The organism is Bradyrhizobium sp. NBAIM03 (genome assembly GCF_020194055.1).
GTDB classification, from domain to species: Bacteria; Pseudomonadota; Alphaproteobacteria; order Rhizobiales; family Xanthobacteraceae; genus Bradyrhizobium; species Bradyrhizobium yuanmingense.
In genome coordinates this window covers 335,802-360,602 of sequence record NZ_JADYVS010000003.1, presented here as the reverse complement: position 1 = coordinate 360,602, position 24,801 = coordinate 335,802, and the positions used below count along the sequence as shown (strand labels likewise).

The 24,801-nt window shown below is 61.2% G+C and carries 22 protein-coding genes; 13 read left to right on the top strand and 9 right to left on the bottom strand.

The window, feature by feature from the left end:
* Positions 1 to 734 precede the first annotated feature (734 nt).
* The gene (locus I6F21_RS06615) at positions 735 to 1,589 is read right to left on the bottom strand and encodes an SDR family NAD(P)-dependent oxidoreductase (RefSeq protein ID WP_225129313.1); all 855 of its coding nucleotides are present in this window, start codon (positions 1,587 to 1,589) and stop codon (positions 735 to 737) included.
* Positions 1,590 to 1,924: 335 nt separating this feature from the next.
* Here I6F21_RS06615 and I6F21_RS06610 point away from each other — a divergent pair, with 335 nt between their 5' ends.
* The gene (locus I6F21_RS06610; RefSeq protein WP_225182965.1) at positions 1,925 to 3,496 is read left to right on the top strand and encodes a hypothetical protein; all 1,572 of its coding nucleotides are present in this window, start codon (positions 1,925 to 1,927) and stop codon (positions 3,494 to 3,496) included.
* Positions 3,497 to 3,854: 358 nt separating this feature from the next.
* Positions 3,855 to 4,862 (top strand): methyltransferase, encoded by a 1,008-nt coding sequence (locus I6F21_RS06605; RefSeq protein WP_109143100.1) that lies wholly within the window; start codon positions 3,855 to 3,857, stop codon positions 4,860 to 4,862.
* Between the two features lie 254 nt (positions 4,863 to 5,116).
* Here I6F21_RS06605 and sigJ read toward each other — a convergent pair whose 3' ends face one another.
* A complete protein-coding gene (gene sigJ, locus I6F21_RS06600) occupies positions 5,117 to 6,019 on the bottom strand; it encodes an RNA polymerase sigma factor SigJ (protein WP_225129442.1) in 903 nt (300 codons plus the stop codon).
* 209 nt (positions 6,020 to 6,228) lie between these two features.
* On the opposite strand from sigJ, the gene I6F21_RS06595 reads away from it, so the two are divergent.
* Both I6F21_RS06595 and I6F21_RS06590 read left to right on the top strand, forming a co-directional pair.
* Positions 6,229 to 6,684, top strand: a complete 456-nt coding sequence (locus I6F21_RS06595; RefSeq protein ID WP_225129305.1) for a carboxymuconolactone decarboxylase family protein — start codon at positions 6,229 to 6,231, stop codon at positions 6,682 to 6,684.
* A 546-nt stretch (positions 6,685 to 7,230) separates the two neighbouring features.
* A complete protein-coding gene (locus I6F21_RS06590; RefSeq protein WP_225182997.1) occupies positions 7,231 to 8,148 on the top strand; it encodes a PhnA-like protein in 918 nt (305 codons plus the stop codon).
* A gap of 133 nt (positions 8,149 to 8,281) precedes the next feature.
* Here I6F21_RS06590 and I6F21_RS06585 read toward each other — a convergent pair whose 3' ends face one another.
* On the bottom strand, positions 8,282 to 8,596 hold the full coding sequence (locus tag I6F21_RS06585; RefSeq protein ID WP_225182964.1) for a response regulator: 315 nt from the start codon (positions 8,594 to 8,596) through the stop codon (positions 8,282 to 8,284).
* 181 nt (positions 8,597 to 8,777) lie between these two features.
* Between I6F21_RS06585 and I6F21_RS06580 the strand changes: the two genes are divergently transcribed.
* A complete protein-coding gene (locus I6F21_RS06580; RefSeq protein WP_225129301.1) occupies positions 8,778 to 9,074 on the top strand; it encodes a low affinity iron permease family protein in 297 nt (98 codons plus the stop codon).
* Between the two features lie 1,563 nt (positions 9,075 to 10,637).
* Here I6F21_RS06580 and I6F21_RS06575 read toward each other — a convergent pair.
* Together I6F21_RS06575 and I6F21_RS06570 are read right to left on the bottom strand one after the other, a co-directional pair.
* Positions 10,638 to 11,051, bottom strand: a complete 414-nt coding sequence (locus I6F21_RS06575; RefSeq protein WP_225182996.1) for a hypothetical protein — start codon at positions 11,049 to 11,051, stop codon at positions 10,638 to 10,640.
* A 51-nt stretch (positions 11,052 to 11,102) separates the two neighbouring features.
* The gene (locus tag I6F21_RS06570; protein ID WP_109143095.1) at positions 11,103 to 11,324 is read right to left on the bottom strand and encodes a hypothetical protein; all 222 of its coding nucleotides are present in this window, start codon (positions 11,322 to 11,324) and stop codon (positions 11,103 to 11,105) included.
* A 638-nt stretch (positions 11,325 to 11,962) separates the two neighbouring features.
* On the opposite strand from I6F21_RS06570, the gene I6F21_RS06565 reads away from it, so the two are divergent.
* From I6F21_RS06565 to ligD, 3 genes are read left to right on the top strand one after another with little or no spacing between them, the layout of a single operon-like run.
* Positions 11,963 to 13,642 (top strand): DNA polymerase/3'-5' exonuclease PolX, encoded by a 1,680-nt coding sequence (locus I6F21_RS06565; RefSeq protein WP_109143093.1) that lies wholly within the window; start codon positions 11,963 to 11,965, stop codon positions 13,640 to 13,642.
* Complete coding sequence (locus I6F21_RS06560) at positions 13,642 to 14,205, top strand: MOSC domain-containing protein (protein ID WP_225182963.1); 564 nt, start codon at positions 13,642 to 13,644, stop codon at positions 14,203 to 14,205. The genes I6F21_RS06565 and I6F21_RS06560 overlap by 1 nt, the downstream gene beginning before the upstream one ends.
* 12 nt (positions 14,206 to 14,217) lie before the next feature.
* A complete protein-coding gene (gene ligD, locus I6F21_RS06555) occupies positions 14,218 to 15,165 on the top strand; it encodes a non-homologous end-joining DNA ligase (protein ID WP_109143091.1) in 948 nt (315 codons plus the stop codon).
* A 59-nt stretch (positions 15,166 to 15,224) separates the two neighbouring features.
* Here ligD and I6F21_RS06550 read toward each other — a convergent pair whose 3' ends face one another.
* A complete protein-coding gene (locus I6F21_RS06550; RefSeq protein WP_225129298.1) occupies positions 15,225 to 16,019 on the bottom strand; it encodes a ribonuclease HII in 795 nt (264 codons plus the stop codon).
* A 258-nt stretch (positions 16,020 to 16,277) separates the two neighbouring features.
* Between I6F21_RS06550 and I6F21_RS06545 the strand changes: the two genes are divergently transcribed.
* Entirely contained in the window at positions 16,278 to 17,381 is a 1,104-nt protein-coding gene (locus I6F21_RS06545; RefSeq protein ID WP_225182962.1) for a DNA topoisomerase IB, read from the top strand.
* Between the two features lie 59 nt (positions 17,382 to 17,440).
* Here I6F21_RS06545 and I6F21_RS06540 read toward each other — a convergent pair whose 3' ends face one another.
* The 3 genes from I6F21_RS06540 to I6F21_RS06530 form a co-directional block, all read right to left on the bottom strand.
* A complete protein-coding gene (locus I6F21_RS06540; protein ID WP_225182961.1) occupies positions 17,441 to 18,325 on the bottom strand; it encodes an NAD(P)H-hydrate dehydratase in 885 nt (294 codons plus the stop codon).
* Positions 18,322 to 19,077, bottom strand: coding sequence for a histidine phosphatase family protein (locus I6F21_RS06535; protein WP_225129294.1), 756 nt, complete (start codon positions 19,075 to 19,077; stop codon positions 18,322 to 18,324). Before I6F21_RS06535 ends, I6F21_RS06540 begins: the two co-directional genes overlap by 4 nt.
* Before the next feature lie 325 nt (positions 19,078 to 19,402).
* The gene (locus tag I6F21_RS06530; RefSeq protein WP_225129292.1) at positions 19,403 to 20,611 is read right to left on the bottom strand and encodes a GAF domain-containing sensor histidine kinase; all 1,209 of its coding nucleotides are present in this window, start codon (positions 20,609 to 20,611) and stop codon (positions 19,403 to 19,405) included.
* A 550-nt stretch (positions 20,612 to 21,161) separates the two neighbouring features.
* On the opposite strand from I6F21_RS06530, the gene I6F21_RS06525 reads away from it, so the two are divergent.
* The 4 genes from I6F21_RS06525 (at position 21,162) to I6F21_RS06510 (ending at position 24,708) form a co-directional block, all read left to right on the top strand.
* A complete protein-coding gene (locus I6F21_RS06525; protein ID WP_146207705.1) occupies positions 21,162 to 21,455 on the top strand; it encodes a hypothetical protein in 294 nt (97 codons plus the stop codon).
* Between the two features lie 700 nt (positions 21,456 to 22,155).
* Positions 22,156 to 23,016 (top strand): YqaJ viral recombinase family protein, encoded by an 861-nt coding sequence (locus I6F21_RS06520; protein WP_109145707.1) that lies wholly within the window; start codon positions 22,156 to 22,158, stop codon positions 23,014 to 23,016.
* Positions 23,000 to 24,133 carry an ERF family protein gene (locus I6F21_RS06515; RefSeq protein ID WP_225182960.1) on the top strand — a complete coding sequence of 378 codons (1,134 nt, stop codon included), beginning with the start codon at positions 23,000 to 23,002 and terminating at the stop codon, positions 24,131 to 24,133. The genes I6F21_RS06520 and I6F21_RS06515 overlap by 17 nt, the downstream gene beginning before the upstream one ends.
* The gene (locus I6F21_RS06510) at positions 24,130 to 24,708 is read left to right on the top strand and encodes a hypothetical protein (protein ID WP_225182959.1); all 579 of its coding nucleotides are present in this window, start codon (positions 24,130 to 24,132) and stop codon (positions 24,706 to 24,708) included. Before I6F21_RS06515 ends, I6F21_RS06510 begins: the two co-directional genes overlap by 4 nt.
* Positions 24,709 to 24,801 lie beyond the last annotated feature (93 nt).

The following is a 24,801-nucleotide window of genomic DNA, read 5'->3' as shown; positions in this document are numbered from 1 at the left end:
CTGCCGAGCCAGCGCGATCAATCGTCGGACCTCCTGCTCGGCCCATTGTTTCGGCTTCGGTGTTTTCATAATGCGGCGCTCGATCCGCACCAGTTAACCAGCGAGCGAAAATCCGACACTTGGGAAATTTACGGGTGGGCTTCCTGCCTGCGGCCCGCCCTCGCCGTAGAACGGCAATTCCGATGCTTGTCGGCTATTGCCTTTAACCGGGCGTACGGCTGCGCTTGCCAGGACCGCCGCTTGCGACCCATAGCGGGAGATAGGACGCTCGGTAATGCGGTACCCCTGAGGGAGTGGACGGCCGCTCGCAGGTGTGGCTAAGTCCGGACCAGTGAAGCGCCCGGAGGAGACCATGCCCCTATTTCACATCCAAACAGGACAAGGGCGAACGCGCAGCTAAGGTGCTGGCCGATGTATTCTGCGCGATTTTGATTGCAACTTTCGCGGTCGTCTTTTTCGGATGGATTGGGGGCCTACTCTCGTTTGTCATAGTCGAAGCCTGCCTCCTGGCGATCGACTGGGTCGTTCCGAGTGGTGACCATCCTGCAGCCGCAGTCCGCTAGCGCCTCCCTGAGAAAGTGGATGGGACTGGTTCTGCCTCAATAGCGGACCTTCGGCGCCCCCCGGCCTGGGCAGCTTTTGACCCGGAGCGGACATGGCGTGATGACTCACAGAATCGTCTCAGCGCCATCACCCCATGAACACACCGATCAGGTAGGAGAAAGTTTGCGCACTCAACGCTTCGGGGAGCGCCCGCGGATATGGTCAAAGCCTTGCTTGATTCCGGCGAAGCGCGCTTCGACTATCGGCTCAAATTCGAGGTCGGTGAAGATATAGGGCCAGTCGTTTTCGACGCCTTCGCGGACGAGTTCGCCGACATAGAGGGGGTCGATACCTTGAGTGACGCGTTCCCGGATCTGATTAATGCGTTCGGCAATCGGGCCCGAAGTCGGCGGGGCTCGGACTGCCCCCTCGAAGCGCTTGGGGAGGTTGCGGCTCGAGTTCATGATTTGAGTGCGGATGTACCCGGGACACAATACCGATACGCCAATTCCGCGGGGCGCGAGCTCTTGCCGCAATCCCTCGGACAGCGCGACAACGCCATACTTTGAAACGTTGTATGCAGTGCTCGCTCCTGAAATGACGCCTGCGATCGAGGCTGTGGAGACGATATGTCCACCCTCGCCATGCTGCTCGATCAACGGCCCGAAGATCTCGATCCCCCAAATGGTCGCCATCAGGTTGACGCCCAACGTCCAATTCCACGCCGCATCGGTCCAGCTGCCGTAGGGCCCACCACCGCCGACGCCCGCGTTGTTGACGAGAATATGGACCTTGCCGTAGCGGACGGTGGTGGCTTCTGCGGCCGCCGCGAGTTCGGCTTTAAGCGAGACGTCTGCCTTCACGCCGTCGACATCGACGTTGGTGAGCCGCAGTTGCTCGAGCGCTGCGGACAGCGCGGCCTCTTCAATATCGCAAAGCATCACTTTCGCGCCAGCCTGGGCGAAAGCGGTCGCTATCCCCAATCCAATGCCGGACGCCGCACCGGTCACGAATGCCGTCTTTCCTGCCAGTTCCTTCACGCGCATTCTCCCCGTGCGAGCGGACACGACAGTTCCACAACGCCAAGTTTTACCTGACGCTCACCGCACTTTCAAACGATTCGGAAGTATGCGGGATGTCCGTTTTGGAACGTGACTGACCTCAGCCCAGGCCGCGGCGACATCCGCTCCCAAGAGATGATCCGACCAAGGGCATGCGGGCTCCCGAGGGCAGCCTTTGACCCAAAGCGGAACTCAAGCTCTTTGGATAGTAGCAATAAACCCATCACTCAACCATTTAACCGATTGTTAAGAGATTCTACCATAGCTGAGTGTATATCAAAATAACAACCAGTCCGGGTTCAAATACCCGGAATTAGCGCGTGAATGTACCAGCTCTCCTGATCGTAGAAAATCTCATTGATCGCAGCGCTCGCTCCGATCGATCGGTTGCGACCGCTGCGTTCGCTCTGCTGGCCGTCGCCTCGCTTCTTCCCACCCTTCTGACTCCTATTCCGGCGATGGGCGACTACGTCAACCACGTCGTCCGCATGCAACTTCTGAGTCAGATGGGCACCCCCAACGCCAATCCATATTATGAGGCGGCCTGGGCCTTCTATCCCAACTTGGCAATGGACTTGGTGGTCCCCTCTATGGCGCGGCTGATCGGCGCCGAGAACGCAACCCGGCTGTTTCTTCTTTTCACCCAGATGCTGATCGTTGGCGGCGCGCTTGCGCTCGAATGGGCTGTGAAGCGGCGCGTTCACCTCGCCGGTTTCGCGGCGCTCTTGTTTCTCTATTGCCCGCCGTTCACGTGGGGGTTCGTCAACTTCGAATCTGCGCTGGCCATCGCGCTCTGGGGCATCGCCGCCTATCTGTTGGCCGCCGAGCGGCCAGCCTCGGTACGTTGCGCTGTCAACACGGTTTTCGTGGTGGTGCTGTTCACCGCGCATTTCTTTGCATTGGGAATCTATGGTGCGACGCTTGGACTCTATGAATTGTGGCGCGCCTTCGATCGGAAGGTGCCTTACAACGACGTCGCGCTCCGGCTCGCGACGCTTGCACTCCCTGCTGCCGCGCTGTTGGTGGTCATGCGACTGACCGCGGGCTCTGTCGGAAGCGAGGGCACCTTTTGGAACTTTGACCACAAGCTGCCCTGGCTATTTTTCATCATGAACGGCTACAACATGGCCGTCTCTGGCGCCAGCGCGATCGTGCTCATGACGGCGTTATATCTCGCCATCAGCTGCGGCATGCTAAAGCTGCAGCCGGCCGGGATCTGGATCGCAAGTGGCTTCGGACTCCTTTATCTTGCGATTCCGCCAAGGCTATTTGGCACGGCGTTCGCAGACATTCGTATTCTTCCCGCGGCAGCTTTGATCCTGCCCGCGTTCTGCTCGCTGTCACTGCCGAACCGACGATGGAGGATGACTGCGCTCGCCATTGTCGGAGGCATCACGCTGGCCAATCTGGCCATCGTGCTGGAGGTCTGGCTGTCCTACCGTTCGGAATATTCGGCCATGATCGCGTCGTTTCAAAAGATCAATCCTGGTTCGAAGGTACTGATTGGGATTACCGGAGAGACCGAGGATCCACCATTCGAGGACCTTACCCAGTATCCAATGTATTATGCGCCGACGCTTGCGGTGCATTACGCGAATGCCTTCGTGCCGCACGTATTCACCGAGACCGGCAAGCAGCCGATTCAGACACGTGCCGGGGTCCGCCGTCTCTCGATTCCCAATGGCGCGCCCGTGCCGATACGCGTACTGAGCGCAATCGCCACAGGCCAGAAGACGGCGCTTGATGACCGTGCCCTCGTCCGCACCTGGTATCGAGATTACGACTACCTTTATCTGCTCGGCACTGGCACGGCCAATCCGCTGCCGGAGATGTTGAAGGAATCAGACAGGTCCGGGCGCTTCGTTCTCTATCAGATCCGCCGCAAGCCTTAAGCGCGTCTCGCTCGCACGGTCTTCTCATATTCCGTTCGACGTCGGCCTTGTGCGCAAATGCTCGGTGCGCAAACGAATGTCGCTTCCGCTTGAAGCACTTAGCGAATCTCGTTGTGGTCGGAGCGGAGGTCTGCTTGTGGCCCATCGCTTCCATTGGGGCGTAGCGACGAGTTGTCCGGAAACGGGGTAAACCGGAAGCGCCCGACCGCAGGGCAAATCGGCGGCCTTTGACCCTAAGCGGTCCTCAAATCGACTTGTGTTAGATGGTGCGCACCGCAATATCTGAGATATCATCCGTTTGCGGGAGTCTGGTACTCGATGCATCTTTACTGTGTGCGGAGCAGCAGGAGGTGACACCATGGCCGCCAATGCTTTGTCGGACCTTACGCGACTGATTAACGGTTATCAGATTTCGCAGGCCATTCACGTGGCGGCCCGGCTTGGCATAGCCGACCACCTTGGTCGCGGGCCCCTAGGCAGCAACGAACTTGCTCAGCTCAGCGGATCGCATCCGAGGACACTTTATCGGCTCTTGCGGGCGCTGGCTTCAGTCGGTGTTTTCCATGAGGCCGAGAACAAGACGTTCTCGCTCACCCCGATGAGCGAGTGTCTTCGTTCCGACTCGCCGACTCCACTCGACGGCTGGGCCGCATATGTCGGCCGACCTTATGCCTGGCAGGCCTGGGGGCATCTTGAACACAGCGTCCGCACCGGCGAGAGTGCCTTTCGGCATCTCAATGGTCAGAGCGTATGGGAGTATCGCAGCACCCGTCCGGATGAGAACGCGATCTTCAACCGAGCCATGACGGCCAATTCACGCGGCGCGATCGAAGCTATTATCGCCGCCTACGATTTCAGCAGCTTTCGTCACGTCGCGGATATCGGGGGTGGTGAAGGCCAATTGCTGGCGGGAATTCTCGGAGCAAATAAGGGCCTGCGCGGAACGCTGTTCGATCAGCCGCACGTGGTTGGCAAGGCGACCGAAGTTCTGGACCAACATGGTGTCGTCGACAGATGCGAAATCGTCGGAGGCAGCTTCTTTGAATCCATCCCGGAGGGGGCTGACGCCTATGTGATGCGGGCGATTATCCACGATTGGGACGATAAGGAAGCGATTTCCATCCTGAAGACCTGCCGCCGCGCTATGACCGCTGATGCCAGATTACTCCTCATTGAACGTGTGGTAGAGCCGCCGAACGAGGGGCCGATCTCGAAGTTCAGTGACCTCAATATGCTAGTGATGCTTGGAGCGCTTGAACGGAGCTACGACGAGTATTCCGCTCTATGTCGAACGGCCGGATTTGAGATGCGCGGCATAGCTCGCGCAGGCTTGCATTTCCAGGTCATCGAGGCAGTTCCAACTTAGACTGAGCCAGGGCGGGGCCTCTCTTCACGGCCGCAGGGTCTGCATCCGATACGCTTTCACAACCTGAGGTCTGGTTATGGGCCCATCGCTGCCGCGTCCCACGGCCGGGGATGCGTCGGCTGTCAGAGGTAGACCGGACCTAACTCAACCGAGCAAAACCGTCCCGCTTGACCCGGAGCGGACGTCGACCGTGGGCGAGCCTCATATGCAGCCCATCGAACGATTCTCCACGTTGCCGCAGTCACTCGGGCAGTTCATGAAGCTGGCGGTATCGGCGAGATGCGAGCTGGAAAGTCCATTTCTGTCGCTAAGTGCGACAGCTTGTCCGGGTTTTTGACGATGTAGATCGCGGTGATCCCGTCCTCGCGGATGTCGAGCGCAGTCGTCTGCAGTACGCCGCTTCCATCGAGGCTAACGTAGCCTGGCAGGCCGTCGATGGTGACGACACGAAGCAGCTTCGGCGTTACGACGTATTTGCGCCGCTGCCTCGCAAAAAGGCGCAGGGCCCGCTCGACCCCCCGAATGACATTGCGGAAAGCGAGGACCTTGCCGCCGCCATCGGTATGGATCTCGACGTTCCTTGCCAGCAGCGCCGAAAGCGCCGCCACGTCCCCGTCGCGTGCTGCGGCGAAGAAAGCTCGGGTGATCCGATCCGCATCCGCGGGTTCGACGTCAAAGCGGGGACGTGCGGCCTGCACGTGCTTGCGGGCGCGCGCCGCGAGCTGACGAACAGCTGCCGGCTCGCGGCCGATGGTGATGGCCACTTCGGTCAGCGGCACGTCAAAGACGTCGTGGAGAAGGAAAGCGGCCCGCTCGAGAGGCGACAGGCGCTCAAGGGCCAGCATCAACGTGACCGTGACGTCGTCGGCGACCGTCTCGTTCGGCTCCACGGAACCCACGAGAGGATCTGGCAGCCAGGGGCCGACGTAGGTTTCCCGGCGCGCCCGCGCGGAGCGGCGTCGGTCGAGGCACAGGCGTGTGACAATGCGGGTCAGATAGCCGGGAGGCGAATCGACGCCACCCTCCACCCCGACCCACCGTAGCCATGCGTCCTGAACGACGTCCTCCGCCTCGGTGAGCGAGCCCATCATCCGGTAGGCCAGGCGTGTCAGGCGCCTGCGCTCCGCTTCGAACTCGGTGGTCCGCTGATCGTCCATCGCCTCCATCCGCCCAGTTTCCTCGCAGATCATATCCGCTGTCACCGTCGCTCGCGCATCCCGAACCCGAGAATAAGACGATCGAACCTGCCTGGATGTGACATCGGCCGCTTTGAATGAACCGCCGAGTGCCATGTCACACCCTGACCGCTTGGCCCGTCATGGCTCCGAGCGTCGAATCTCCGGCGTTCCGAACAACGAGGCACGTCATGAGCGAGAACAAGCGGCTGGTCTGGAACGAAGTGGCACCCCACGGTGCAAAGGCGCTCTTCAGCATCCACCACTACATCACCACGGGTACCGACCTGCCCCACGAACTGATCCACCTCGTCTTCCTGCGGGTTTCGCAGATCAACGGCTGTGCGCACTGCATCGACCTGCACACCCGGGACCTCTTGGCCACCATGTCATTTGAAAAAGTCGCCCTCGTTCCAGTCTGGGCCGAGGTGCCCCACCTGTTTCCCGACAATTACCGCGCTGCCCTCGCGTGGGCGGAGGAAGTCACGCTCGTCAGCGAGACGCACGCCTCCGACGAGGCCTATGCGGCCGCAAGCGCGGCTTTCGCGCCAAAGGATCTCGTAGACCTCACGATCACGATTGCGGCCATGAACGCGTTCAACCGGCTGGGGGCGCCCTTTCGGCTCCCGGTCAAGGCCAAGGCCTGATCCGCTTCTTCGCATCGTCACGGAATGGCCCCAGGGCCGTTCCGCCACCATCAAAATCCAACGCATAGGTGCGAGCGTCGGGCTGCGAGACATTGTGCTAATCCTTCAGTCCACACGCGCTCCGCTGGCGTTATCGGAGAAGCCCGCATCATTCGATAGGGTTCAGATCGCGTTGTGGCCCATAGCCGATCTTCCGCGATGTCCGTCGATTTGTCCGGTTGTGGCTCGTGGCTGGACCTGCCGCGACGTCCGCCAATCGTCAGCTTTTGACCCACAGCGGACATTTGCGCCCGCGTGCTACGGTCGGCTTCGCTCATCGGGAGGTGAATGAACGGGGCGGTCTTGTGCCTTCACTTCACCCGCCGCGGAAGCCGCCGCTCTGCTCGAACTCGGCGGAGGCGGGAAGTGCACGCTAGAGGGCATTTGAGTGGCCGGGCTCCAACGGGCTTGCAGTTGATGTCCACGATTTTAGGAACGTCGGACGCAAAAGCAGGTTGCGGCATCAAACCCCCTTCAAGGATCAACGTCATGGCCAACTCTCCCGAAATGGTTCGTTCAAGCCACCGCACGCCCCCTCAGACGAGCGAGGTCGTTCCCGCTGACGAAATTCGCACAATCATGTTGAACCAGGTGGCGTGGGGCGCCGTTTTCGCGGGTGCAGCCATCGCGCTTGTCATGCAGATGATCCTAAACATGATCGGTCTGGGCGTGGGCTTATCGACGGTCGACGTTGGGGAGGGTAATACGCCGAGCGCGACCTCGATGTCGGTTGGTGCTGGTATCTGGTTCGTACTTTCCGGAATTGTGGCTGCAGCGCTCGGAGGCTACATAGCCGGTCGGCTTTCTGGCAAGGCATCGGCTTCAACGACGGCTTATCATGGATTGATGTCATGGGCCGTCTCGACGCTGGCAGTAATATATCTACTTTCTTCCGCCGCTTCCGGCTTGGCTGGCGGTGCTCTCAGCACAGCATCCTCCGCTTTGGGCGGAGCGGGTAAAGCGCTCGGAGGGTCGATCCAAACGGCGGTTCAAACGGCAGCGCCCACGCTGAACAATGTTAGCGACCCGATGGCTGCCATCGAAAGCAAAGTTAGAGGTGCCTCTGGGCAAGATCCCGCCGCGCTTCGTGATGCCGCGGCCACAGCCGTCCGCGCGGCGCTAACGGGTGACGCTTCTCAGCAGGCAGCGGCTAACGACAAGGCCGCCGAGGCTCTAGCCAAGGCTCAGAATATATCACAAGACGAAGCGAAGGCGCAGATCAGTCAGTACCAACAGCAATATAAGGATGCGGTAGCCAAGACGAAGGAGCAGGCAAAGCAGGCGGCGGATACAGCTGCTAAGCGCGTCTCACAAGGTGCAATGTTCGCGGCAGTGGCATTGTTACTGGGCGCTTTGGCGGCGTTCTTTGCAGGCCAAGCCGGTGCGGTGAATCCAACAGTGTCGGCGCAAATCTCCCGTCGTTGACAACAGCAACCCGAGAAATTGACTTCTCTTGAACAACCAAGTTCGTCAGGTCACCGAAAGTCGTCGCTTCGGGACAAGGTCCCCACTTTCGCTCCAAGGCGCTCCGCAGGGCGTGGAGGAGATAATCGGGCCTTCACGATTTTCCGACATTGACGGCGTCGCGCAACACTGGAGCGCCTTGGAGGTCGGCGGCAACGTAGCCGCTGGCGAGAATGAACGGTACGGACATCGCCTGGAGCGCTAGCGCGACGGGGGTGACCCATTCTCCAGCGAGGTTGACGTCGAGAATGGCCGCGTCGGGCCGGTCAGCCTTCAACAGCTTCAAAGCGCCATCAATGTCTGGGACGGGGCCGATCACGCGGTATCCGGCAGCCCTCAAGTGGCCGTCGAGCTCCAATGCGATGAGGTACTCATCTTCGACAACCAGGATTCGAGGAGCGTCGTGCACAATGTGTCCCCGGGGGTTCAAGACTCCACAGGCGCGGTGATGTGAACCCTTAAACCGGTTGGCTCTCGAGCTTAGGAACCGAAGCCATCCAGCGATGGATCGCGAGCTGTAGAAGTTCGCGGAACAAACAAAAGCGGCGCCACATTGACTGCCAATGGTCGTTAAGGAAATCCGGAGCTGGTTGACCAATATCGGCGTGCTGACCGCGCGGCCAGCCGCGTTCGTCGTGTTTCTTGCCTATGCCGCGCTTTGGATCGTCCTCGGCAATGGCCTGGAGTGGCATTCGCTTGCCACTCTCGCGACCTGGGGAATGACCCTCGTGATCCAGCGCGCTGAACACCGCGACACTCAAGCCATCCATGCCAAGCTCGACGAACTGCTGAAAGTTCATGGCGATGCGAAGAACTCGCTAATGACCATCGACGACAAGGACGCCGAGGAAGTCGAGCGGGAGCGAGACCGGGTCCGGAGGTCGTGAACTAGTGAGCCACTGGATTACGTCGAAAAGGCCCTCCGGGAAATACGCACGCCGAAGCAGTGACCGCAGAAAAGGTTCAGCCGGCATTATATCATGTGATGCACTGTGCTCCAGGCTACTTTGATGCTGGTTGCTGAACATAGGGGGGCATGGATCGGCAAAACAAGGCGCTGGGACACCTCGAAGCTCCCGGACTTTAGGATGAACCGCTCAGAGCTGCTGCGAGACTACAAGGATACCTCGCTTACCTTTTCGTCTGCCACAACTGCAAGCGCGCCCAGCGGAGTGACACAAAGTTCACGCCCATTCGCGTTCCACCCGACAAGCTGACGGCTCCTCGCTTCCGTGTCATACGAGGCGGACGAACGAGCCACTTTTGATATATTGATGGTTGGCCCCTCAGGGATGCGGCGGTTGCGAAGGCTGGCTAGGTGCGGGTAGACCCATGCCTTCCGCTTGTATAGCAGCAAGCCTGCGGTAAGCTCTTGCCTGGCGTTCAAGATCGGCTTTCAAGCCCGGGTCGATCTCATCGGCCGCGAGCCGCTCGAACGCAATTGCTCTTTCAAGGTAGTGCATTAAAGCGTCTATCATCTGCCTGTCTCCCGGCAGCATAGGATCATTTGTTGACCACTTGAGACGTTCTTTGCTCAACGGTGGCCAGCAGATCGTTTGCTCAACGTCCTAAGTCGTCACGTTCAGCCAATTGGCGGTGTTCTCCGGGCGCCTTCCTAGAACCAAGCCGCTGGCGTAGTGGCCGTTCCTCGCCCTCTGCGAGTTTAACCTGCATCAGAAAGGCTTAAAGAACGGATGGAAAGGATCGATTCCGCAGGAACGGTTCAGAGTGCGCCTCGTTGCCGGACATCGATGACACATTGTCCCTCCTTGACTAACCCGGCCAGCACTCCTGACCGGGTTTTTCCTGCGTGGAGGGGGCACCGATTATTGCGGCGCTGACCGAAAGCGCAAGCTGACTCCGCGTTCCGGCAAGGGAAAAAGAAGCAACGACCATACGAGCTTGAACTTATCTAGCGGCGCTTCGCCCTTGGGCCGCAGATCTCGTCCAAGTCCTGCCACCGCGAACGCGATTGCGCGCGCCGAAATGCCCGGGGACACGGTCGCTTTTAAGCCTTGCCGGAATAGCCGCTCCTTCCCGCTCTACTTGTCAGCTGCAATCGCCCGTTACCTGTGACGAATGCAGGTGCCACGCCGCTGGGAGGTAAATTTTTTAGCTGGGAAAACTTGGCAGAGACACGAGCGTTGTAAAGCAGCGGGAAACGCACGCCCCGCCATTGAGGAGGTGAGGAGATGGGCAATTTCCCAATGTTTGGTGCCGGTCTTTTCGTGCTTCTAGTCCTCGGCTATATCACATCCGGCGTATGGAAGACCGGAAATTCGGATGCAGTCACGCTTCGCAGGATCTGCGAGGCTGAAAATGTGGCCGATGTCCAAATTCGTGAATGCACGATCAGGCAAACAATACAGAGTGCGGTTGAAGCACGAATAGCCCAAAGGTGAGCTTCGCCAGCGTGCTACAGGCTGTCGCCGTGCCGCTCGCCGCCGGGTCTAGCTGAGTTGACCGGGCACCTGCGCAGTTCTCCCCTCTGACGGACGGCTACCGAGTCGACGCCACCGGATCGGGCCGGGGAAGCTGTTGGCGATGCTCAAGGCGCGTTCCTCCTCGGTCTCAAGAGCTATTTTTTGAGCTAGCATGACATCGCCCTCGATCAAGCCACCCACCGGGACGAAGCACCACCCGGTGCTGAGCCGGCCGTATTCGTCGATCTCGTTGACGTTGCCGGACGTTCCCCGCCGGATGCGGTACCGCTTTCCGGTATCGCATCCCACGACGTCGAAGTACCCTTTTCTCGTGAACTCGACCCTTTGCTGGGGCGAAAGCCAAGAACACAACAGTCGCAGCGCCCGAGCCTGAACCGTTTTCTCCTCCTTTGCTGCTCGATAAAGCGTACCGATAGCCAGGCTCCGAGGCGTCCAAGGGCCGATGCGACCGAACCTTCTCCTCACTGGTGCTCACCCGCCCACAAGCCGCGGGAAGAACAATGTCTCCTCGGCGGTAGGATCGAACGCAGTGATCCTGGTTACCTCACCGGGCTCCTTCCGAACGGCCGCGGTGTATCCTTTGCTCGTAAACTGCAGAAAAAGCCGCTCCGCCTCTACCAATGCTTCTGCATTGGAGTTGTCGAAGAAGTGCCGGCTGTCGCCGCTGTGATCCATAACGATTTGCACTGCCATGCCTCAAACTCCCGATTACATCTCACAAGCAATGTGGAATGCGAGCGCTCGTTCCTAACTCACCTAATCGCCACTGAAATCCTTCTACCGCTCTGCATCATGAGCACAAGACGATGCAGTGGCTCTGTCCGACGCCCTTCGGCGCGCCGACGTAAGCAACCGAGCAAGCCTTCACTTTAATGCGACGCCAATGGAGCCGCATGAGCAGAACAACGAAGCTGCTCGCCGAGTTCGAGTCGATGGCAAGCCGGCCGAGGGAGGTGCGGTACCCGCTTTTCGAGGGAACACGGGGGGACCTTGAACGGCACTAGGACGTCGTTTGCCGCCGAACGATCGGCGAGAACAGGCGTTTACCGACCATGTCAGACGCGTTCGACTATTTCCGTGCTTACGCAGTCCGAGCTCTCTGCAAAGCGAGATCCATGCCGAGGGGCAGGATGAAGCATCTGCAGCTGGCGGCGGGCCGGATCTACAATCTCCTCAAGAAGGAGGCCGCCTACGGCCCCAACATCCAGCACCTTGAGGACTTTCGCGCAGCTCAGAAGCTGGAGGCCTCTCTCGATCGCCGGCCAAGTGACCGATCCGATGGTCGCCCTGCTCCGGCGGCGCCGCAAAGCTCGCATAGGGAGGCTGGCTGAATGCCTTCGCTCGACGCGCGCGGTGTGGCAAGCCTTCTGCGAGAGTATGCCCAGCGCACCGCCTTGCGAGGCGGCAATCCTTACCGAGCGAAGGCCTACTCTCGGGCCGCCGACAGCCTGGCGGCCCTAGCCGTTCCTCTGGACGTGCTCGTCGCCGAAGATCGACTTACTGAGATCCCGGGCGTCGGCGATGCGATCGCCGACATCGTCACCAAGCTCCACAAGACGGGCAGTCATCCCAGCCTCGAAAAGCTGCGGAAAGAAATTCCCGCGGGGGTGCTCGAGATGCTCGCTGTACCTGGCCTTCGTCCGGAGAAGGTGCTGCGCCTGTACAAGAACCTAGGCATAGGCTCGCTCTCGGAGTTGGAGGCCGCCGCCCAGGACGACCGCATCAAGAAGGCGAAAGGACTGGGCGCCGCGCTGCAGACCAAGATCCTGCAGAACCTCGCGATCGCCAAAATTGGAGAAGGCCGCCTCCACCTGCACCGCGCCGCCGCGCTGCTCGCGCAGGCGAAGGACTCGATCCGCAAGTCTCGCCCCGAACTGAAGCGTGTGACGATCGCCGGCGATTTTCGCCGCGGCTGCGAACTGGTCGGTGATCTTGCCATCGTTGCGGAGGCTGCCAAGCCGGACAATACATCGACGCCGTCGGCCGACGGGCTGCAAATCCGAGTATCCGACCGCAAGCACTTCGGCGCTGCTCTCCTCTTCGCGACAGGCTCCGCCTCTCATATCGAACAACTCCAGGCTTTGGCAGCGGAGAGGGGGATGCAATTGGAGCCCGACGGCTTGCACAAGGGCCGCACGCTGATCGCCGGCGAGGAGGCCGAGATCTACCGCGCCCTCGGCCTGCCCTTCATCGACCCTGAGCTCCGGGACGGTCGCGGGGAGATCGAGGCGGCTCTAAAAGGCAAGCTCCCGAAGCTTGTCACCGACCAGGACCTGCGCGGCATTCTTCACTGCCACACCGATGCCTCAGACGGCACCGAGACCCTGGAGACGATGGCCAAGGCCACGCGCCAGCGCGGCTTCGAGTATTTCGGGGTTGCCGACCATTCCAAGTCCGCACACTATGCCGGAGGGCTCTCGGATGAGGAGATCGCGCAGCAGCACCTGGAAGCCGACCGGCTGAACAAGCGCTTCGGCAAGGATTTCCGGATCCTCAAGGGCATCGAGTCCGACGTCCTGGCAGACGGATCGCTCGACTATGACGACGATGTTCTGGAGCGCTTCGATTTCGTAGTCGCCAGCATCCACGGCCGCTTCAAGCTGGACCGCAAGGCACAAACGCAGCGCCTGCTTCGGGCCATTTCCGATCCCCACACGACCATTATCGGCCACATGACAGGGCGACAGCTCCAGCGGCGGCCTGGCTACGAAATCGACGTCGAGAAGGTGTTGCGGGCGTGCGCCAAGCACGACGTTGTAGTCGAGATTAACGCCCACCCATGGCGACTCGACCTGGACTGGCGCTGGCACCAGGCGGCGCTCGAGTTCGGATGCATGATGAGCATCAATCCGGACGCGCACTCGATCCCCGAGCTCGACCACATGCACTGGGGCGTTTTGATGGCCCGCAAGGGCGGTGTCCCTGCCGACCGGGTTTTGAACGCGATGACGCTTGCGGAGATCACGCGCTACTTCCGCCAGAAGCGGCGCTCGATCGCCCGCGCCGCCTAATGCCGCAGAAGCAGGATTTCTCGCTGCAGGGAAGGGTGGTGGCGGTCGCGGCCGATCGAGGGCATCACTTCAGCAAACCAACTCGGGACAGCATAATCCTGGTGGAAGGCCACGGCGTCGAAGGCGACGCCCACGCCGGTCCGTTCGTCCGGCACCGATATTTGGCACGCCGCCGGCCCCTTCTGCCCAATCTTCGGCAGGTCCACCTGATCCCATCCGAACTCTTCCCGTCTCTCCTCGAAGTTGGCTTCGAAGTTGGCGCTGGCAACCTCGGCGAGAACGTCACCACCGCCGGATTGAATCTCGAACGGATGCCGCTCGGGACCTTGATCGAGCTCGGGCCGTCCGCGGTCGTCGAGCTGACGGGCCTCCGGACGCCCTGCGTCCTGATCGACCGCTTCCGAGCCGGTCTCAAGCGGCAGGTGCTCTCGTCGGCGGAAACGGGCCCTGCGTTCAAATCCGGGGTGCTCGGCGTGGTCCGAGCCGGGGGACCGGTCGTGGCTGGCGATAGTGCGCGGGTTCACCTTCCATCCTCCTCGTATCGGCCTCTGCCGGCGCTATAGGGAGCCCCTGCCATGGCCCGAAAATCGACCCTGCCTCATCGCCTGCAGCCCATGCTGGCCACACTGACGGATGCGCCCTTCGACGATCCCGATTGGGTCTTCGAGGACAAGTTCGATGGTTTCCGCATGGTCGCGGAAATCCGGCGCGGTCGGGTCGCGCTCTACAGTCGTAATGGGAAGATCATCAGCCACTCCTATGTCGAGGTGGCGAAAGCACTTGAAGGCGTGAAGGCGGATGCTGTGCTCGATGGCGAGCTCGTCGCGATCGGCAGGGATGGCGCATCCCATTTCCAATTGCTCCAGAATGCCTTGCGCCATGAGGCCAAGCTCTTGTACTGCGCGTTCGACCTCATGTTCGCGGAAGGCGAGGATCTGCGCGCGCTGCCTCTCCTCGAGCGCAAGAAGCGGCTGAAGGCCATCCTGCCGCGCCACAACCTGATCGCGTTCAGCAAGCATCGCAAAGGCAAGGGGACGAAGTTCTTCGCAGAAGCCGAGCGAAGGCATCTCGAAGGCATAATGGCCAAGCGCGCCGACAGCCCGTATGCGTCCGGACGCCGGACAGCCGATTGGCTGAAGGTGAAGACCGCGCAGCGGCAGGAGGTCGTCATCGCCGGGTTCACGGCACCGAGGCGAACCCGGCCCTTCTTCGGCGCCCTGGTGCTGGCGGTACGCGAAGGCGAAGCCTGGAGGTACATCGGCCACGTCGGCACCGGCTTCAGCCACCAGGTTCTGGGAGAGCTTCACGGCAAGCTCCTGAAGCTTAAGACGGCCAAGTCGCCCTTTCCCGCCAAGGTTAAGGATGAGCAGGTCACGACCTGGGTGCGTCCTACGTTGGTCGCAGAAGTGAAGTTCGCGGAGTGGACCAGCAAGGGAGAGCTGCGCCAGCCGGTCTATCTCGGCCTGCGGTCCGACAAAAAGGCCAAGGACGTCGTTCGCGAAAAGAGTTGGTCGCGAAAATAGGCGCAGCCAAGAAGAGACGTCCGGCCTGTTCAGCCGGCGGCTCGCTCGGATGCAGAAGGTCACGGCTGCAGGGGCGGCAACCCGAGAGCCTTGCGCACAGGTCCGAATGACCTGCGGTGAGCTGCGCATGCACCAAGCCTGGCAAGAGCTTCGTAGTGAGCCGGCACCGGGTAGCCCTTGTGATCCGCGAAGCCGTAGCCGGGGTAGCGGACGTCGAGCGTCCGCATGACCGTGTCGCGCTCGACCTTCGCCAGGATCGACGCAGCAGCGATGCTGGCGGACTTGGCGTCCCCCTTGATGATGGCCTGCTGAGGGAGGTCGATTTCCTTCAACCGCTTCGCGTCGATCAGCAGATGCTGCGGCGTCGATCCCAGCCCCCGGACCGCACGCTGCATGGCCTGGATACCGGCCCAGTAGATATTGATCGCGTCGATCTCCTCGACCTCTACGAACGCCACGGACCAACTCTCTGCCTTTGCCTTGATCTCCTTCGCGAGTTCTTCGCGAGCCGCGGCGTCGAGTTTCTTCGAGTCGTCGATCCCGACTATCCGCGTGCCAGGTTTCAGGATCACCGCGCCAGCGGACACTGGCCCGGCGAGAGGGCTCATTCCGGCCTCATCCACGCCTGCCACGGCACGCTGGCCGCTGTCCCATAGAGAGGTCTCGAAGCGCAGCATCTTGCGGAGGCGCTGCCCTTCGGATCTGTTTTCGAAACGCCTTTTATCGATCGAGGCCAGGATGGCACGTGCTCCCGCGCGGCCGTCAGCCCGCAAGATCTGCTCGACGCTGGCCTCGAGTGGTCGTTTCTCGACGACATAGCGCTGACGCAACACATCGAGCGAAAACTGGGACATAGCGGCCTTCTGACAGACTAATTGGGGAAGCGTGTCCGTAAACTTTGTGGCGATTGTCTGAAGTTAGGTCTTGCCGCCATCATCAGTCTGCGCAGCGCCCCGTCGAGTGGAACGGCCGGATTTAGCTGGGGCAGGTATTCTGCGCGGCTACTGAACTGCATCTACGAGCCGCCGGTCCCCGAACGGAACCAACCGCTGCCTTCATTCCTTTAGAAGGAGTGGAGCCTCGACCCCAGGGTGCTTCCGAGGGACAGGCCCATGCTCCGAGAGACTCGCAACGAAGACCAAATCCTGGACCGCACCGTCGAGGTCGCAGCAACCATTGCGGAAGAAGGCCTTCGCTATGTCAGGGACTCCGCGCCCGGTTACACCCGCAAGCGGACGGGGACTACCTTCAGCTACTACGACAAGGACGGCAAGCGCATCACCGACGCCGCCGTTATCCGACGCATCAAGTCCATCGGTATCCCGCCGGCCTATGAATCCGTCTGGATCTGCCCCTCGGCGAACGGCCACATCCAGGCGACCGGGCTCGATGCGCGGGGCCGCAAGCAGTATCGCTACCACGCGAAATGGCGCGAGCTGCGCGACCAGAACAAGTACGAACACATCGTCCAGTTCGCAGCCGCGCTGCCCGCGCTGCGCGACCGTGTCGCGGCCGACATGAAGCTGGAAGGGCTACCTCGGGAGAAGGTTCTGGCCACGATCGTCAGCCTTCTGGAGAAGACTTTGATCCGGGTCGGCAACGCCGAGTATGCCGAGACAAACAAATCATACGGGCTTACCACGATGCGACGAAAGCACGTTGCGGTGGGCCGCGGCGTCCTTCGGTTCGACTTCACGGGCAAGTCGGGCAAACAGTGGAAACTTCGCGTCGAGGACAAGCGGATTGCCGCCATCGTGAAGCGCTGCGCGGAGATCCCAGGACATGAGCTCTTCAAGTACCTCGACGACGACGGGCAGCCGCGTACCGTCGATTCCGGCGACGTCAATGCCTACATCAAAGACATCACTCGCGAGGATTTTAGTGCCAAGGATTTCCGCACTTGGGCGGGAACGGTTTTGGCAGCGTTGGCCTTAGCCGAGTTCAAGAAGTATGACAGCCAGGCCGAGGCGAAGCGCAATGTTGTCGCCGCGATTGAGAACGTATCGAAGCAGCTCGGGAACACGCCGGCCGTCTGCCGGAAGTGTTATGTTCACCCGGAAGTCTTGAACGCCTACATGTCAGGTGATCTCGTGAAGATGATCGAAGCCAAGATCGCGCAGAAGTTCAAGCGCCAGTACGCTAAGCTCACTTCCGACGAGATCATGGTGCTGGCATTTCTGCGCAAGCGTCTCGATTCTCTGAAGGGCCCGGTCTAGGCGCCTCGAAAGCATGCGTTTCCTACACTTCCCTTTGCACCGCTGCTGGGCAGCTTTCTTCAGGTTCGACTCTCCAGGTCCCGCATGATCGGGGGAATTTCCTCCGGCAGTTCGCGTGCGAGCAATCCAATGGCACCAAGACGATCCGCCACCAAACGACCAGCCACGGCATGAAGATAGACGCCCCAAGCCGCCGCTAATAAAGGCGAGGTTCCTCGAGCGGCCAAGCCGGCCACGATGCCGGCCAGAGTATCGCCAGATCCGGACGTGGCTAGGCCTACGGTCCCCTGCTCGTTCAGTAGTGCCTCGTCAGATAAACCGACAACATGGGTGCTGGCCCCCTTTAGGGCGACCACGGCATGGACAGAACGAGCGGCTTCCGTTGCCGATCGCAGGGCCCGGCTCTCGATCTCTTCGCGTTCTCGGCCTAAAAACTTGGCCATTTCTCCGAAATGAGGCGTGCAGACTAGCCTGCCCCGCTGTTCTTGCCGAATATCGAAGTGGCGCAGAGAGGTGAAGGCCGACGCATCGACCACGAAAATAGGCCCGATCGCCTCGTTGAGAAGCAGCGCACATAGTCGTCCGACCGAGCCTTCATCGACCATACCGGATCCTATGAGAACGCTATCCGAACCCTTCGCAAGCTCGACCAAACGTGGGCCATTTCCGATCCCGATCTCTCCGTGCCCATCCTCCGAGCATCTGATTACCATGGCTTCAGACATAGCCGCCCCGATATGAGGAGCGTTGGTTTGGCAGGCCGCGATGCGAAGCACGCCGGCGCCAGCCCGGAGCGCCCCCAGTCCAGCCAATATAGCCGCGCCCGGTAGCTCGATATTTCCGGCGATGACGAGCACGCGGCCTCTGCTGTGCTTGTCGCCCCCGGAATGCTTCGGCAACGGATGCGACCGCAGATATGCTTCGTCAAGCGGCTTAACGATCATCGGGCTGCTACCTTGGCGTCAGGGGCGGTCGTAACCGGCGCTCCCTCAGCCTCGAGCGGCGCGAGGAAGTTGTATCTCATTAACTTCAGGGTCGCTCCGCACTCATTACGCTGGTCCAGCCGATATTCCGTCACGGAGCAATTGGCGACATCTGCCGCCGCATCGATGTCCAGAATGGCTATCTCATCGAGCTTTTCGATGAGATAGCGAAAGCAGAGAACCACGACCTGATGTCCGACGATCAGCACGCGCTTGTCCGGATAGTGGAGGCTGACACTCTCCAGCACGCTCCGAAGCCGCAAGATAACATCGCACCAGCTCTCGCCTCCGGGAGGCCGAAAGTAAAACTTCCCCATGAGCAGGCGAGATTGCGCGAGTTCGGGATGGCGGCGTTCTATGCCGAGCTTCGTCAGCCGATCCAGTATTCCGAATTCCCTTTCCCGCAGCCTCTCGTCAGCGACGATGTCAATCGACGGAGCGGATGCCGCATGGACCGCGGCAGCGGTACTTCTGGCGCGCAGATACGGAGAACTTAAAATCACTTCCGGCCTTTCTTCGCTCGGGAGAGATGCGAACCAACGCCCGAGCGCTGCGGCCTGTTGCTCGCCCAAGGCGCTGAGCGGAACATCGACGTCACGTGCCTCGATCGCGATGTCCTCACCGCCAAGCGCATGAGCCGTATCGCGTGCCACGTTGCCGGCGCTCTCACCGTGCCGGACGATCCACAACCGAGAAGGCCAGTGCTGCGCCATGGCTATTCCCCAGTTTGGGGCTGTGGATTTCCGGCAATCAGCCGGGCAGCAATCGAGAGACGCTCGCCGCGCTTTGGTGAGCGACGAAAGGAGTCGAGACTTTGCATGAGCAGTTTCCCAAGCGAGACCTTGCTCAAACCGCGGGAGCGGAGGTCGTTCCAACAGTCCTGCGTCAACTCATTTCACCTAGTAGGCTGTCGCCCTACAGCGGCCGTTGCTAACGAGAGCCGCGTTGTGGCATGTCGGTTTTCAGGGAAAATGGGGACGCCGACGCACTTGGAGCCTACGCGGCTTTTGACCCGAAGCGGAAATGTCTGATGAACGCTCACTGTTCTGAAACGAGAACGGCTGGACTTACATCGCTTCTGTCGGCCGGCGCGGCAAAGGCTGCGGTGAAGATCGTGCTGTCTTCGGTCGACGTGGCAAAGATCCGTCCGCCATGCGCCCTTGCAATTTCCTGTGCGATGTAGAGCCCTAGCCCCAGCCCCTTTTGGTTAGGGACAACGTCACCTCGCTGAAACGCGGTGAAAAGATGGGGCAGCGCCTGCGCGGGGATCGGCGGTCCTTTGTTGATCACCTGGATCTCAAACCCCGCGTCGCTGGATCTTGCAACGACTATGATGGGCTCATCCGGCGCGCCATAGGTAATCGCGTTCCCGATCAGATTGGACAACATTTGACCCAATCGGCCCGCGTCGACGTCTATCGTCGCCGGTGCGTCAACATCCGACAGAATGCGGCGCTCGGAGTGAACGCTTTCGAACTCGGATACGATCTGCTTGATGATGGGTTCCAAGTGCTGGCGTCTGGAGCTCAGTTGCATCCCGGCGCCCATGCGGAAGCGGGCGAAATCCATGACATTGTCTATCAAGACCGCCATCCGATTCACGCTGCCCTGCAAGAGAGCAATCCAATTCTTGCCTTCCTGATCGACCTTCTTGTTCAGGAGCCGCAAGCCGCCCTGGATCGAGGCAAGCGGATTTCTGAGATCATGGCCGAGGACGGCGATGAATTGCTCACGAAGCTCCGCGTTCTTCCGTTCCGCGGCAAGCTTGCTCTCGGTCAACTCCACCCGTTCGGCAGCGTCGAGATGAGCCGCGATCAGCTCAGCAAACAGCTTGAACATACCGACGACTTCAGGGGTATTTAGCTTGCGCGGTTTCGGGTCGATCGCGCAGAGCGTCCCGAAGAATGAACCATCGGGAAGAATAATCGGCACCGAGATATAGCTCTGAAAGCCGTACTGGGCCGGAGTGTGGTGATTGCAGTATTCTGCAGCCTCGCTGACATGGTCGATAACCACGGCCTCGCGGCTCTGGCGAATTTCGTGGCAAATCGTGCTCTCGACCTTCAGCTCGTCACCCGGTTTCAGCCCAAAGGCAAGGTCGTCTCGCGATGCACAGGTGATCCATCTGTCCTCGGTGACACGGGCAACCGCGGTGAACCCCATGCCCGTGGTCCGACTTACCACGTCAAGTATGGTCGGTACGGCGGCAATTCCGCTGATTTTGGCGATGTCGCGTGCGAATTCCATTCGACCCCCGCAGCCGGAACTCTCTATCCCGGTCTGAACGGCCCTTTTAGACTAACTGTAATTACCTGTCTCCAGGGTAAGGAAGCCAAGCCATTACGGCTGAACGAGGCTCGGCGCATCATCGAGGAGTATGCCGCCGAGCTGCGGAAGATCATCCAGAAGCTCCGGAGTAAGTTGAACTAAGGCCGCCTCACTTAGCGGCCTCATTCACTTCAGCCGACCTTCACTTCCGCGCCGCCCCTAGCTGCCCTCTCGCGTGACGGCCGCTGCGTCTGCTGTTGAGAGGAGCTGGGCTGCTGGCCTCCACAGCCGCCCGTGGACCCATAGCGGACTTTAGTGTCCATCGAGCTGCCCTGAGGGAGTGGACAGCTACTGGAACCATGATGAAGCCCGCGCATTCTTGCTCGGCATATCGGGCCTTCAGCCGTAAGCGTTGAGATCCTCTTTCGCACCGCCGCTTACTGCGACCGCGAGACTCAAGGTTATTCGGACCATCGGCCGGTCGTCGCGACCTTCTCGCTGCCGTAGGGGAATCAAAGGAAGGGTCGGCATGGCTGCTCATCTTGGAAGAAAAGAGCTTGCATGCAGTCTCGCGACGCCTTGGAAGAACGCCACAAGCCGTCAGAAAAATTGCCAGCAGGCTAAAGCTTCCGCGTCGACCTCTTCATCTTATGAGGTGACTCTGCCGCAATCCAGCGCCGACAGACGCCATCTCAAACGGATACGGTGGGTCGCTCCCGATCCAGCTCTGGCCGGCTGTCGTGACAGAAGCGTGTTGAGCTCAATGTTGTTGCAGTACTTGTTGAACTTGCTCAATTATCGGATCGCGATCACATTTGATTGAGTTTCCCGACCAATGCGTACCATTCAGGTTGATCTTTAAGGCGTTCTGGACCTCCAGCGGCACTCCGGCGCGCAGGTTCGATCTGGATGAACAAAACTCAGCCCCTCCCCCGGACTAACTCCTAGCAGTCAGGATTGAAGCATCAAGAGTTCCAAGCTTGGTGTAGATTTCTGAGCTTACAATGATTGCATCGGACTAGATCTGGCGAATGCCGGGAGGAATTTTGGCTAAGAGATTCGTCGCGAGCCATTCGCACGCACCAAAGGTCGCACTTGGGCTGGGCGACGGCAGCTGCCGCGTCCGTCCCAACTTCACGGCCCAGGCCGAAGCGAACAACCGCACAAGTTGAACTAGCCCTGTCCCGCTTGCCGGCTCGAGGCGGCTTTTCAGCCAAGCGCTTGGGCCCGGTGCTGCTTTTGGCGTTGCTGCGATTGGCTTCGATTCGTCGAACTGACGTCATGTGGGAGCGCGCCGGTTGGGGCGGGTTGCGGCACCCGAAGGCTCGCTCCACCCCCCCTGAAAGCTCAAGGCTTTTCGCGCCAACGAACCGCAAAATTGCTGCAGAAAGGACTGGCATTCCCGCGCAAAAGGAGCGTTAATCACCGGACCGGCCTTACGGCCCTTGGCTCCGGTCTTTCCCCTCGCAGCGGCGGGGGTTTTGGCGGTGCGGCGGCAAGCCGCGTCAACCCAGGAGAGACCGGTGACTACGATTGCAACCGACGGCGCCGCGGCGCCCCGCTCCGTCATCAATTTGAACCGCCACGACCGCCGCGCCTTCATTGGCGGCTCGGATGCGCGCATCATCATGGGTGATGACCAGGAGAGTCTCACGCGCCTGTGGCGCGAAAAGCGCGGCGAGATCGCGCCGCCAGATTTGTCCCGCAACCTGGTCGTGCAGCTCGGCGTTGCCACCGAGGCGCTCAACCGCGCCTGGTACCAACACGCCACCGGGCACGCGATCACCGACATCCAGAAGCGGGTGCGGCATTCCGTCCATTCCTGGATGGCGGCCACGCTGGACGGCATCGTCGCCCCGACCGGCGCGGTGTTCGAGGCCAAGTTCATGCTGCCCTGGGGCTTTACCGAAGAGGCCGCAGCGGAGAAGCACATGGCGCAGCTGCAGCACAACATGTGGGTCACCGCGTCGCGCAGCGGCGTTCTCTCCATCATCACCGGCGGTGGCAAATGGATCGAAATCACCGTGCATGCCGACCCGCTCTACCAGCACCTGCTGCTGACTGCGGAGAAGAAGTTTTGGCGCTGCGTGCAGAGCGGTGAGCCACCGCTGCTGTTCGGGATCGAGACCCCACGGCCGCGGCTTGCCGCCGTCAAGGTCGTCGACATGACCGCGTCCAATGTCTGGGCCGAATGTGCGGCGATCTATCTGCGCACCCGCGAGGCCCATGCCGAGCACGAGCTGGCCAAGGCCGAGCTCAAAAAGCTGCTGCCGGAGGATGCCAAGGAGGCGTTTGGCCACGGCGTTCGCGCCAAGCGCTCCAAAGCCGGCGCGATCAGCTTTGATCCGGTTGAGATGGAGCCCGTCCATGCACCAGGCCAGTGAGCATATCGGCGCGATCGCGGCGGCGCTGGCCCGCGCGCAAGCCGAACTGACCAACCCAGAGAAGACCCTGACCGCTCAGATCCGCTCGCCGTTCCTGCGCGATGACGACCGCACCTTTCGCTACGCCTCGCTGGCGAGCGGTCTCGACATCGTGCGCAAGACCTTGAGCCAGCAGGAGATCGCCACCATCCAGACCACCCGGGTCGAAGAAACCAGTGGCCACATCCACCTCACCACCCTGCTCGCCCATTCTTCCGGCGAGTGGATCTCCTCGGACTGGCCGGTCTGCGCCGCACGGGACATCGAGGCGCCGCATCGCATGGGTGCGGCGTTGACCTACGCCCGGCGCTACGCCCTGTTCGCGCTGGTCGGAATTGCCGGCGAGGATGATCTCGACGCCCCGGATGCGGCCGCCGGTCCTCCCGCACCGCCCACCCTCAAGGCCTCGCCCGGCAAGGGCGCGCTCAACCGTGCCCCGGTGCTGCGGCCGGGGGAGTCCGCCGCACTCAGGGAGCAGCTGTTGCGCCAGCTCGAAGCGCTGCCCGCCAGCACCGATCTGCTCGGCTGGGCCATGACGAGCCTCCCGCTCAAGAACAGCTTGCAGGAGCCGGATGCCCGGCGCGTCGAGGCCGCCTATCAGGCCAAGCTTGAGGACGCTGCCCAGGCCCAGCCGTCGGCCGACTTGGGTGGCACGCCAAGCCAAGCGCCTGCTGCTGACGCCGAGGCCGCGCTGCAGCCCGCGCTCGCCGAGGCCGAGCTCGCTCATCCCAAGGAGCCGCCGCGCAAGCGCAGCAAGGCGCACCTGCTGTTTGTCCGGGAGCAACCCTGCCTGGTGTGCCGGCAAACGCCGTGCGATGCCCATCATCTGACGTTCGCCCAGCCGCGGGCGCTCGGGCGCAAGGTCAGCGATGAGTTCACGGTGCCGCTGTGCCGCGCCCATCATGAGGAGCTGCATCGGCACGGCAACGAACGGGCGTGGTGGGCGAACCTGCAGATCGCCCCACTGCCGGTCGCGCAGGAGCTGTGGGCAACGAGCCCGGTGCAGGGTCCGACCGAGACGGCGGGCGGCAGCGCAGCCGCCCTCGCCAGCCTGGGCGCGGAGACCGCATCCCGATGAACGGCCCCTTCCAAACCGCGCCCGAGCTGACCGCCACTGCGCTCCCGGCGGAGTTTGCCGCCTTGGCGCCGCCGCCCCTGCTGCTGCCCGGCGAACAGCTCGACCATTACCATGCGCTGCGACAGGCCATCTTTGCGGACCTTGCGCCCCGGTCCGCCATCGAATGGCTGCTCGCCATCGACGTGGCCGAACTGTCCTGGGAAATCCTACGCTACCGCATGTTGCGGCACCGATTGCTCGAGACCTATCGCCAAAAGGCGATCGGAAGCGGCGCTGCGGCGCATCGACCGGTCGGGATCGATCCCGACTTCGAGCCCCAGGCCGAATACTACACCCAGCAAAATGCGCTGAGCTGGCGCACTGACCCGATCGCTGCGACCGAGATCGAGGCGCGCCTTGCCGCCTACGGCTGCGATCAAGACGCCGTCACCACCGAAGTCTACATCCAGGCGCGCGAGGTCCTGGTGCTGTTCGAAGGCTTGCTCAACGCTCCACAAACCAAGAGCACGTTGCTGCTGCGCGAGATCAGGCATCAGCGCTTCGTCAGCGCACCGATGCGACGACCGTGCCTCTAAAGCAGATCGAGCTAGATCGTCAACCCACTGAAACCGCGGTAGAAGTAAGCAGTTCGGGAAGCGCTGCGCATGGCGCGTTGGCAGTGCGAGGCG

Excerpts from the sequence above, each read along its gene's own strand:
- I6F21_RS06530 (WP_225129292.1), bottom strand. The coding sequence starts at position 20,611 with ATGGAATTCGCACGCGACATCGCCAAAATCAGCGGAATTGCCGCCGTA.
- sigJ (WP_225129442.1), bottom strand. The coding sequence starts at position 6,019 with ATGGACGATCAGCGGACCACCGAGTTCGAAGCGGAGCGCAGGCGCCTG.
- I6F21_RS06515 (WP_225182960.1), top strand. The coding sequence starts at position 23,000 with ATGCACCAGGCCAGTGAGCATATCGGCGCGATCGCGGCGGCGCTGGCC.
- I6F21_RS06510 (WP_225182959.1), top strand. The coding sequence starts at position 24,130 with ATGAACGGCCCCTTCCAAACCGCGCCCGAGCTGACCGCCACTGCGCTC.
- I6F21_RS06595 (WP_225129305.1), top strand. The coding sequence starts at position 6,229 with ATGAGCGAGAACAAGCGGCTGGTCTGGAACGAAGTGGCACCCCACGGT.
- I6F21_RS06540 (WP_225182961.1), bottom strand. The coding sequence starts at position 18,325 with ATGATCGTTAAGCCGCTTGACGAAGCATATCTGCGGTCGCATCCGTTG.
- I6F21_RS06535 (WP_225129294.1), bottom strand. The coding sequence starts at position 19,077 with ATGGCGCAGCACTGGCCTTCTCGGTTGTGGATCGTCCGGCACGGTGAG.
- I6F21_RS06560 (WP_225182963.1), top strand. The coding sequence starts at position 13,642 with ATGCCGCAGAAGCAGGATTTCTCGCTGCAGGGAAGGGTGGTGGCGGTC.
- I6F21_RS06615 (WP_225129313.1), bottom strand. The coding sequence starts at position 1,589 with ATGCGCGTGAAGGAACTGGCAGGAAAGACGGCATTCGTGACCGGTGCG.
- I6F21_RS06605 (WP_109143100.1), top strand. The coding sequence starts at position 3,855 with ATGGCCGCCAATGCTTTGTCGGACCTTACGCGACTGATTAACGGTTAT.
- I6F21_RS06565 (WP_109143093.1), top strand. The coding sequence starts at position 11,963 with ATGCCTTCGCTCGACGCGCGCGGTGTGGCAAGCCTTCTGCGAGAGTAT.
- I6F21_RS06590 (WP_225182997.1), top strand. The coding sequence starts at position 7,231 with ATGGTTCGTTCAAGCCACCGCACGCCCCCTCAGACGAGCGAGGTCGTT.
- I6F21_RS06545 (WP_225182962.1), top strand. The coding sequence starts at position 16,278 with ATGCTCCGAGAGACTCGCAACGAAGACCAAATCCTGGACCGCACCGTC.
- I6F21_RS06550 (WP_225129298.1), bottom strand. The coding sequence starts at position 16,019 with ATGTCCCAGTTTTCGCTCGATGTGTTGCGTCAGCGCTATGTCGTCGAG.
- ligD (WP_109143091.1), top strand. The coding sequence starts at position 14,218 with ATGGCCCGAAAATCGACCCTGCCTCATCGCCTGCAGCCCATGCTGGCC.
- I6F21_RS06570 (WP_109143095.1), bottom strand. The coding sequence starts at position 11,324 with ATGGCAGTGCAAATCGTTATGGATCACAGCGGCGACAGCCGGCACTTC.
- I6F21_RS06525 (WP_146207705.1), top strand. The coding sequence starts at position 21,162 with ATGGCTGCTCATCTTGGAAGAAAAGAGCTTGCATGCAGTCTCGCGACG.